At 38.6% G+C, this 9,761-nt stretch carries 7 protein-coding genes, 15 tRNA genes and 1 pseudogene; all 23 read right to left on the minus strand.

Annotated features, from left to right (window positions below; translation table 11 throughout):
* Nucleotides 1–166 precede the first annotated feature (166 nt).
* Nucleotides 167–985 carry a 1,4-dihydroxy-2-naphthoyl-CoA synthase gene (gene menB / locus BJ095_RS18285; protein ID WP_107937824.1) on the minus strand — a complete coding sequence of 273 codons (819 nt, stop codon included), beginning with the start codon at nt 983–985 and terminating at the stop codon, nt 167–169.
* A gap of 113 nt (nt 986–1,098) precedes the next feature.
* The gene (gene menH, locus BJ095_RS18290) at nt 1,099–1,917 is read right to left on the minus strand and encodes a 2-succinyl-6-hydroxy-2,4-cyclohexadiene-1-carboxylate synthase (protein ID WP_107937825.1); all 819 of its coding nucleotides are present in this window, start codon (nt 1,915–1,917) and stop codon (nt 1,099–1,101) included.
* Nucleotides 1,914–3,629: a 2-succinyl-5-enolpyruvyl-6-hydroxy-3-cyclohexene-1-carboxylic-acid synthase gene (gene menD / locus BJ095_RS18295; RefSeq protein WP_107937826.1), complete on the minus strand. Its 1,716-nt coding sequence runs from the start codon at nt 3,627–3,629 to the stop codon at nt 1,914–1,916. Before menD ends, menH begins: the two co-directional genes overlap by 4 nt.
* A complete protein-coding gene (locus BJ095_RS18300; protein ID WP_107937827.1) occupies nt 3,622–5,007 on the minus strand; it encodes an isochorismate synthase in 1,386 nt (461 codons plus the stop codon). Before BJ095_RS18300 ends, menD begins: the two co-directional genes overlap by 8 nt.
* Before the next feature lie 264 nt (nt 5,008–5,271).
* Complete coding sequence (locus tag BJ095_RS18305; RefSeq protein ID WP_107937828.1) at nt 5,272–6,201, minus strand: dipeptidase; 930 nt, start codon at nt 6,199–6,201, stop codon at nt 5,272–5,274.
* Nucleotides 6,202–6,283: 82 nt separating this feature from the next.
* Nucleotides 6,284–6,805, minus strand: a complete 522-nt coding sequence (locus tag BJ095_RS18310; RefSeq protein WP_107937829.1) for a TraR/DksA C4-type zinc finger protein — start codon at nt 6,803–6,805, stop codon at nt 6,284–6,286.
* A gap of 652 nt (nt 6,806–7,457) precedes the next feature.
* Nucleotides 7,458–7,658, minus strand: coding sequence for a transcription initiation factor TFIIIB (locus BJ095_RS18315; RefSeq protein ID WP_107937830.1), 201 nt, complete (start codon nt 7,656–7,658; stop codon nt 7,458–7,460).
* 169 nt (nt 7,659–7,827) lie between these two features.
* Nucleotides 7,828–8,213, minus strand: a pseudogene (locus tag BJ095_RS18320) (IS1595 family transposase); the annotation flags it as partial.
* Nucleotides 8,214–8,402: 189 nt separating this feature from the next.
* Nucleotides 8,403–8,474 (minus strand) — tRNA-Glu (locus BJ095_RS18325).
* 9 nt (nt 8,475–8,483) lie between these two features.
* Nucleotides 8,484–8,574 (minus strand) — tRNA-Ser (locus BJ095_RS18330).
* A gap of 3 nt (nt 8,575–8,577) precedes the next feature.
* Nucleotides 8,578–8,652, minus strand: a tRNA-Asn gene (locus BJ095_RS18335).
* Between the two features lie 11 nt (nt 8,653–8,663).
* A tRNA-Ile gene (locus BJ095_RS18340) sits at nt 8,664–8,740 on the minus strand.
* A gap of 5 nt (nt 8,741–8,745) precedes the next feature.
* Nucleotides 8,746–8,819: transfer RNA gene (locus BJ095_RS18345), tRNA-Gly, on the minus strand.
* A 6-nt stretch (nt 8,820–8,825) separates the two neighbouring features.
* A tRNA-Phe gene (locus BJ095_RS18350) sits at nt 8,826–8,901 on the minus strand.
* Between the two features lie 22 nt (nt 8,902–8,923).
* Nucleotides 8,924–8,999 (minus strand) — tRNA-Asp (locus tag BJ095_RS18355).
* 3 nt (nt 9,000–9,002) lie between these two features.
* A tRNA-Met gene (locus tag BJ095_RS18360) sits at nt 9,003–9,077 on the minus strand.
* A 25-nt stretch (nt 9,078–9,102) separates the two neighbouring features.
* Nucleotides 9,103–9,195: transfer RNA gene (locus BJ095_RS18365), tRNA-Ser, on the minus strand.
* Between the two features lie 17 nt (nt 9,196–9,212).
* Nucleotides 9,213–9,289: transfer RNA gene (locus tag BJ095_RS18370), tRNA-Ile, on the minus strand.
* A 7-nt stretch (nt 9,290–9,296) separates the two neighbouring features.
* Nucleotides 9,297–9,370, minus strand: a tRNA-Met gene (locus tag BJ095_RS18375).
* Between the two features lie 22 nt (nt 9,371–9,392).
* Nucleotides 9,393–9,468: transfer RNA gene (locus BJ095_RS18380), tRNA-Ala, on the minus strand.
* A 27-nt stretch (nt 9,469–9,495) separates the two neighbouring features.
* Nucleotides 9,496–9,572 (minus strand) — tRNA-Pro (locus BJ095_RS18385).
* Nucleotides 9,573–9,584: 12 nt separating this feature from the next.
* Nucleotides 9,585–9,661 (minus strand) — tRNA-Arg (locus BJ095_RS18390).
* A gap of 7 nt (nt 9,662–9,668) precedes the next feature.
* Nucleotides 9,669–9,757: transfer RNA gene (locus BJ095_RS18395), tRNA-Leu, on the minus strand.
* Between the last annotated feature and the right edge of the window lie 4 nt (nt 9,758–9,761).

A 9,761-nucleotide genomic window follows, 5' to 3' on the forward strand; every position in this document is an offset into this window, starting at 1 on the left:
CGCCACGGACACCCTTGCTCTTGGCTAACCTCTACTTCTGTCTTCGGGGTTCGGGACTTACACCCTATAGTTCATGCGCATGCCGGGCGCACAAGAAAAAAGCAAGAGAAGTCTTTTCTTCTCTTGCTTTAATTTACCCATATTAGTATAAATAATTCTTCTTAAATCAAGGGAATCTTGGGAATTGACCGAAATCAGGCTTACGTTTTTCTTTAAATGCATCGCGACCTTCTTTTGCTTCGTCTGAAGTATAGTAAAGAAGTGTTGCATCACCTGCAAGCTGTTGAATACCTGCTAAGCCATCAGAGTCAGCATTGAATGCTGCTTTTAAGAAGCGTAAAGCCATTGGTGATAATTCAAGGATTTCCTCACACCATTTAACTGTTTCGTCTTCTAATTGCTCTAAAGGAACAACTGTATTAACTAATCCCATATCAAGTGCTTCTTGTGCATTATATTGACGACATAAGAACCAGATTTCACGTGCTTTTTTATGACCTACGATACGAGCTAAATAGCCTGCACCATAACCGCCATCAAATGAACCTACACGTGGACCTGTTTGTCCAAAGCGAGCGTTTTCTGCAGCGATTGTTAGGTCACATACGATATGTAAAACGTGACCTCCACCGATAGCATACCCTGCTACCATTGCAACAACTGGCTTTGGAATTTTACGGATTAAAGTTTGCAGGTCAAGCACATTTAAACGTGGGATATTGTCGTCTCCAACATAACCACCATGTCCACGAACTTTTTGATCTCCACCTGAGCAGAATGCAAGCTCGCCTTCACCAGTTAAGATGATAACGCCTACTCGCTCATCATCACGTGCACGAGAAAATGCATCGATTAATTCTGCTGTTGTTTTTGGACGGAATGCATTACGAACTTCCGGACGATTAATCGTAATTTTAGCAATACCGTTATACAATTCATACTTAATATCTTCGTAAGTATGTAAACTTGTCCATTCACGAGTCATTTTTTTACCCCCTATATTATTTCTTTTCTAATGCTTCCAAGATTAGCGTTTGCTAATCCTTTTAATTGAAGGAATGTACCTTTTTGTACGGAATTAATAATGACGTACTTAGGTTAGCTTTCTTTAATCTTTATAGCATCCTTTACTATTGTAGCAAATTGTTCAGGATTTTCCACATGAATCGCATGACCAGCCTGTTTAACTGTCACATTCTGTGCATTTTGTAAAAGCGCTTGCATTTCTTCAGCAATTTTACAAAACTTTTCATCCAATTCACCGGTAATTAATGTAACAGGCATCTTTAGTTCCTCTAGCCTTGACCAAAGAGAGCTTTGAGCGCCTGTTCCCATCCCTCTTAAGCTATTTGCTAAACCTATCTCGGATTGGGATAGTCGTTCTTCTCTAATCGCTTGTTGAGCGTTTAAGGAGAGCTTTTTTTGTGTAGCAAATAAAGGGATGTTCTCCCATTTGTCTACAAATGCTTCTAACCCGTTCGCTTCAATTATAGCAGCAAGACCTTCATCTGATGAGCGTCTTATAGCTCGTTCCTGAGCACTCTTTAAACCAGGAGAGGCACTTTCCAACAGGAGATGCGATATCTCCCTAGGGAAAGCTGTAGCATAAGCTAACGCAACCCTTCCTCCCATTGAATAGCCAAGTAATATGAAATGATGAAGCTTAAGCTGTTGAAAAATTTCATTTAGCTGAAGTAGTTGCTCATCCATTGTATAGGCTGCGATATCCTTTGGTGAATCTGTTTGCCCATGCCCAACTAGGTCAATTGCCACCACACGATAATCAGATAAGGATTGTGCTACAGTGTTCCAGGTTGAAACGCTCCCTGTAAACCCATGAAGCATAACGATAGTCTGCTCTAAATGCTCGTTCCAGATTCGAATATTTACTGTAACACCGCGTACCTTGAGTTTCATTGCTCTAGCTCTCCATGAATACGTTGCCAAAGATTCCTATGGCTAATGACATTTTCCTGGCGATTAGTAAAAATCTCAATTAAGCGTAATGGGTTATTTTGCGGCTCTAATAATTTATCTATTTCATGAAAATCTTTAATCTGTATATATTCCATTTCATACATCTTGGCAACATCCGCGAATTGGAGTGCTGTTGGCGTACCAAATAAGTCCTCATAGTATTCCTTAACTGTAGATTGAGCTAAATAGGAGAAGATTCCGCCACCGTCGTTATTAAACACGATGATGTTGATTTTACATGGCTGATATCGTGTGGCAATTAAGGCATTTACATCATGCAATAAGGCCAAGTCTCCTATTAATAAATACATATCTCTATTTTTCCTAGCTTGGCTAAAGCCGATTGCAGTGGACATAACACCATCAATCCCGTTTGCTCCACGATTTGCAAAAACTTGGATATCCTTATCTGTAGGAACTAAGAAAGTATCAATATCACGAATCGGCATACTGCTACTTACAAAAAGATCACTACCGCTTGGTAAGTTTTCGATTAAATAGCGAACAGCTGCCCCTTCATCGTGTTCAAGTGTGGGATATGAAAGAATATGCTTAACTGCAATTTCCTCACTTTTACGCCATTGCAATAAATATTCTCCGCTAAATTCTGAAGTATCTATATTTAACTCACTAATCCACTCACCAATTGTCCCGTGGATAAAATGTGTTGATACAGCGGCTGAATCACGAAACATTGGGTCTTCATCAATAACAATATAATTTGTTGGAAGAGTTTCAATTAAGAAATTCGTTAAAAATTTCGAAACAGGCTGAGCCCCAAAACGAATGACTGTATCTGCAACCACCTGTTGTTTAAATGATGTGTTTTTCAATAATGCATCATATGTAGAAATGAGATACTGTTCACAATCCTCTGGAATATTTGCTCTTAAATTTGATAGACTCTCAACTAGGACTGGCCATTTCACTTTACGAATAAATGACCACATTAGCTTTAAATCAGTACCAAGAGCAAGTTCACCTACAATTATAAACCCTCTTTTTGTTTGGTTAATAATAGCTGTTAAATCGTCCTTTGCTGCTTGCGAAGGCATGATTTGACCGACATAACTATTTCTAAATGTTGGTGCTTCCAGCTCCTCCTGAAAATCTATTAATAATGGCTCTCGAAACGGCACATTAAAATGAACTGGTCCCAATGGTGCAGAAGTGGCAATACTAACCCCTCTAGCTATATGGCGTTCCACATAGGGCAAAGTTACATTTGCTTCATCTGGAATCGGGAACTCTGCACTCCATTTCACTCGCTCGCCATATAAGGAAATTTGATTTATCGCTTGTGGAGCCCCTACCTCACGCAGCTCATGTGGGCGATCCGCAGTAATGATTATCAATGGTACTCGCGCATATTTTGCTTCTACAATTGCAGGGTAATAATTAGCTGCAGCAGTTCCTGAAGTACATAAAAGAACTACTGGCTTCGCTTTAGCCTTTGCAATACCAAGAGCAAAATAAGCTGCTGAGCGTTCATCTACCTGTCTATAGATCGATAAGCTTTTAGTTGAAGCAAACGCATAGGCAAGAGGCGTTGAACGAGAACCTGGACTAATAACCACATCCTCAACTCCATTTTGCATTAATGCTACAACCATCTTATATACATAGCTTGTTAATATTTCACGGTCATTCATGCAATTGTCCTCCTAAAGCACGTAACATTGGTCGGAACTTTACTAATGTCTCTTCATATTCTGAAATTGGCTCCGAATCTGCAACGATACCGCCTCCAGCATATAAATAAGCTTTGTTATCCTTTAATGCTGCTGAACGAATAGCTACTGCAAACTCACCATTTCCCTCTGCATCAATCCACCCAAGAGGTGCTGCATATAATCCACGGTTCATGTATTCATTTTGACGTATTACAGCCATCGCTTCCTGCCGTGGTACGCCACCTAAAGCCGGTGTTGGATGTAGAAGTTTTACAAGCTGCAGGATAGTTGCATCTGGTGAAAGCTTCCCTTCAACTGGCGTATACAAGTGTTGAATATCGCGAATCTTTAATAGCTTCGGACGCTTTGGCACCTTGTATTGAATGCAATTTTTTTCAAAAGTATTAGCAATCATTTCAACAACATATTGATGCTCACCTAAATTTTTCGCGTCATTTAATAAGCTCTCGCCAAGTAGCTGATCTTCTTCTGCCGTTTTCCCACGTTTAATGGACCCAGCAACACATGAAGAATAGGCTTGTCCATTCTCCACCTTTACTAATCGTTCAGGAGACGCTCCAAAGAATAGAAGATCCTCATGCTCTAAGCCAAATAAATAGCTTTCTGGTTGCTCATTTACTACATGGGACAATACTTGTGGTGAGCTTATTGTATCCTGAAACTCCATTTCTAAAGAACGAGCAATTACAACCTTCTTTGCCTCATTTGCTTTAATAAGGTTTGTAACAGTTGAAATTGTTTGTAGATATTCGTCTTTAAATGGCTCACGATAATTTGTCATAAGCGGTTTACTATAGGTTTTCAGCTCTTTAACTTGTGCAGCGTGAATTAACTGGTCTCGTTCTTTTCGCAGCTGCTCAAATTCTTTAAGACTATTGTGTTGATCTGTTATTAAATGAATGCTGATGTAAGCCTTATCATTACGTATTACTAATTGATATGTAGCTACTGAAAAAAAGCTTTGTGGAAAACGGTCCCACTCTCCATTTTTGTCATTCTTCGGATCAAAGGTAAACCCGCCAAATAAGATTGGCTGTGGTTCAGTTTCTTCTTTTACTATATTTTTAGTTAGCTCTTTCCATTGCTTTTCAATTTGATCAAAGCGCTCATCGCCACTATTATTTTCAATTTTATAAGCATGTCCAAGGCCAACTAATGTGAATGTTTTCTCACGATTTTGCCAAAAAAAGCGTTGTCCTTTATATTGTGATTCACCAGCAGCATAGAAAGCTAATGCCGATAATCTACTTACTTCTATTGTTTCAATATAGAAGGATAATTTTGAATTAATTGTTTCCACTTCTACTTCAGTGGTATGTAACCACTTCTGATGCATCGAATTTCCCTCCATCAAAGGCAGTATTGCCTAGAAAACTTGAGCCATTTTATTTATGAAAAATTTGATTTATTCCTACTAAAAATAGCAGGAAATAAACCTTTCTAATAGCTCATGTGTATTGTTGTCGAATTTACGTTATCTATTCTATCATATCACTTTTTTTACATATACAATATTGATATTGTTTCCTCATTCAATTTTATCTGTTAAGACTGAGTAATCTTGCCAATTAAAAAAAGCGCAGAGAATTTAACTCTAGCGCTAATTAATTTTTAAGGCATATTTCTGGAAACCTCTATTTGCCATAATTGATACCTCTTCATAGGTAAACCTTTTTAGTAAGGCTTTTATAAAGTTTTCATACTCTCCAGCGTTTGCTAACTTTTCAATAGAAAGACCCATCCCATCAAAATCAGATCCAAAGCCAATATGCTGGACTCCCACTAAGGAAGCGATATGCTCTACATGCTTCACTAAATATTCGATAGTTGTACTTTCTTTTCCACTTTCAATAAATGGAGGATAAAATACAACATGCATTCTTCCGCCATGTTTTACTAATTCTTTAATTTGGATATCCGTTAGATTTCTCGGATGATTGCAAATGGCTCTTGCATTACTATGACTAGCGACAAGCTTTTTAGCTAAAGGTAATAATTCAAAGAAACCTTGCTCATTTAAATGAGATACATCAATTATAATATTACGATCATTTAGTAATTGAACAACTTTTCTACCAAAAGGCTTTAATCCCTTTGAAGGATCCTCAGAAGCACCGTAGGCAACTCCATTCTCATGATTCCAGGTTAAACCAACTAATTTCACACCTGCATTTAAAATATGCTCAAGCTTCAATAAGTCTTCACCAATACAATCACAGCCTTCTAAGCTTAAAATTGCTCCAATTTGTCCATCTTCAAGCTGATTTAATTGTTCCCATTCAGTGATGTGTACCATTTCTGGCTCTGCTAAAACTTTTGTATGAAAAGCTTCAATTTGTCGAGCTGCTGCTAAGAACTTCTCGTTGTCAGGAAGATTCGAATGAACAAAGATTGCAAATACCTGTACCTTTACATTTCCTGCTTTTAATTTTTCAAGGCTTGCACTTAGTCTAGCATCATTTTGGAAATTCACATTTTCAAGTCGAGTTAATTTCTCCAATACATCACAATGCAAATCAATAATATTCATGTATCCCCCACCAATTCAATATAACTATATTGTATAGGAAATGGTGGCATAAATTCCATATATCTAGATGAAAACTTTTTCTTTATTGGAATTGATCACGGATGGTTGTTTCTTGGTTATTTTGATGGATAACCTCTTGTGGTACATCCTGTGGACTATCCGATGAAGGAAACTCCCCTGAACCGTCTTCAAAGTCAACAGTTTTTAATGATTTTTGTGAAAGTTCATTCATAATTTCCTCTTCAACTGGTCGTGTTTCCATATCGACCTTCTCTTGACTATGTTCAACACAAGTTAATGTTGTTGGAATAGCCTCAAGTCGATCAAAAGGAATTTCTTGATGGCAAACTTTACATTCACCGTAAGTCCCCTCTTCCATTGCATTTAGGGCTGCTTCAATTTTGTCGATACTTTCTTGTTTAAAATCATCCATCGCATATTCTGTTAGCTGTATAGTTAAATCTGATGCAATGTCACCAGGATGATTATCATAATTTGATAACTCCGTGCTTTCGATATCATCATGCGTTTCAAGACCTTCTTTTAAATCTCTCAATTCCTCTAATAATGTATTTTTTAATTGCTGCATATCGGATTGTTTCATATTGTTGTCCTCCTTTTTCCTATAATTAAGCTTTCCTTTATTTAACTTTTTAAACATAGTAAAATTTGTACAACGTGTAAAAACAGTATTGAATAGGGAAGGTTAAATGGTTAGTTAAATCATGCATAAATTGTGTACTATCTATTTCGACATTGGTGTTAAATAGGTTTTACGAAAAGTGAATGATTATCCGAGATATCGAGATACTTAGAACAAATCAGATTTATAAATAAGGCTCTGTATATTTAATTGTTGTTAATAATTTGGGAAGCCTGGATTTATCTGGGCTTCCCACTTTTGGTATAGTAAGAGAAATATGGATATACAACAATAAGACATATACACGATTAAATTCGTTATAGTGAATACACCCCAAACACAAATATAGTTGTATTAATCATTTGAACCATCTGTATAAAATAACGCTTAAAAACTGTTCACAATAAAAGGCACGAAACGTTTTTAAATTAACGTTCGTGCCTTTTTTAACTGTCCCTCAAAATTTTATTTGCAACTTTATTTTGAATGATTATGTATATCTTATAAACCTTTAATGAACTAAAATATCTTCAATTTAAATACTCTCCTTCAACTTTGCACCTAAGTGTTGAAGTTCAATTCCAATTAAAGCACTTTATTGCTTGAACTAAATTTAACGCGTCCCTTTAAATTTAGTTGGATTTTTCACATAGCTTTCAATTATATATCCACATTCCGTACAAATAATATGTTCAACGGCTACTCCTATAATTGTACTATAACTATGCACCGCTCCATATCCACTTTGCTTACCCTTACCTAATTCTTTTCCACCGCATTTCGGACATTCAGTTACTTTTGCAGGTTGATTCATTCGAAAACCTCCACTTTTAATTAACATAATTTCAATTAATTTACATTATAAATCATAACTTATCTAATAACTAATGACAAATATCTAAAATTGATGTTTGGGAACTTTATTTCGTTTTAACACTGTAAGTCCACATAATCTGGCGAAAGCCGTCATAATCAAATAAGTATTACATATTAAATTTCGATAACCTTAAACTTCGATAGGTTTCTGTCATTTTAAAAATAAATGATGTCAACAGAAATTCTTTGATATTATGTTTTGTACTTTCATTACTATGACTATCCACAAATAAAAAACCAAGCAAGGTAATTATCGAGGTAATTAGAAGCTACCCCTTTAAAACGATGTATCCAATGTTTTAAACGTGAATGAAGTTCATTTACATTTTGGATATAATGTAAACCTTTGATAACGTGTTTTCCATCGTCTGATTTAATACGGTAGTGTTCTATCCCTTTTTCATTCATTGGCATACTTTTCATAGGCTCTCCAAGCATCTGTTACAAATACATTATTAGGTGTTATTTTCGAACCTATTATATGCGATAATTTATCAATATGTTTTAATAAATGTCTAAACGATTTACACATCATTGAACCCTCCAATAAGAATATTTGTTCTCATTATAACCATTCATATGAAAGGTATCAATTTTCAACATCATCCTTTAACAGAGCGATAAATAAAAAAAGTCCTAAAGGTTTGTTAATCAAACCTTTAGGACTTTTTTCTTTAAATTATGACCCGTACGGGATTCGAACCCGTGTTACCGCCGTGAAAGGGCGGTGTCTTAACCACTTGACCAACGGGCCTAACTGATATGGCGGAGAAGGAGGGATTTGAACCCTCGCGCCGGTTGCCCGACCTACACCCTTAGCAGGGGCGCCTCTTCAGCCACTTGAGTACTTCCCCATATGGCTCCGAAGGTAGGACTCGAACCTACGACCAACCGGTTAACAGCCGGTTGCTCTACCACTGAGCTACTTCGGAATATTCTTGTATGGTGGGCCTAAATGGACTCGAACCATCGACCTCACGCTTATCAGGCGTGCGCTCTAACCAGCTGAGCTATAGGCCCATACTTGGAGCGGGTGATGAGAATCGAACTCACGACATCAGCTTGGAAGGCTGAGGTTTTACCATTAAACTACACCCGCAAAAAATGGTGGGTCAGGACGGAATCGAACCGCCGACACTTAGAGCTTCAATCTAATGCTCTACCAACTGAGCTACTGACCCATCTAACCTAATTTGATTTAAATGGCGGTCCCGACCGGGATCGAACCGGCGATCTCCTGCGTGACAGGCAGGCATGTTAACCGCTACACCACGGGACCATTTGGTTGCGGGGACAGGATTTGAACCTGCGACCTTCGGGTTATGAGCCCGACGAGCTACCACTGCTCCACCCCGCGATAATATTATTTATATTTTAAAAAATGGCGGAGGCAGTAGGATTCGAACCCACGCGCGGTGTAACCCGCCTGTCGGTTTTCAAGACCGATCCCTTCAGCCAGACTTGGGTATGCCTCCGTATATTATATCTCCTATGGTGGACCTTGCAGGACTCGAACCTGCGACCGGACGGTTATGAGCCGTCTGCTCTAACCAACTGAGCTAAAGGTCCTTCAAGATGGCGGCAGAGGGGATCGAACCCCCGACCTCACGGGTATGAACCGTACGCTCTAGCCAGCTGAGCTACGCCGCCAGGATATATATATTTAAAAAATTGGTGGAGCCTAGCGGGATCGAACCGCTGACCTCCTGCGTGCAAGGCAGGCGCTCTCCCAGCTGAGCTAAGGCCCCATAAAAGGAATTTTCATTAGTGTTACATGGTCGAGAAGACAGGATTCGAACCTGCGACCCCTTGGTCCCAAACCAAGTGCTCTACCAAGCTGAGCTACTTCTCGTATGTATTGTATTGGCGCGCCCGGCAGGAGTCGAACCCACAACCTTCTGATCCGTAGTCAGACGCTCTATCCAATTGAGCTACGGGCGCATAATAATGGTGCCGAGGACCGGAATCGAACCGGTACGGTAGTCACCTACCGCAGGATTTTAAGTCCTGTGCGTCTGCCAGTTCCGCCACCCCGGCACAT

The sequence above is a fragment of the Ureibacillus chungkukjangi genome (assembly GCF_003217295.1).
GTDB classification, from domain to species: domain Bacteria; phylum Bacillota; class Bacilli; order Bacillales_A; family Planococcaceae; genus Ureibacillus; species Ureibacillus chungkukjangi.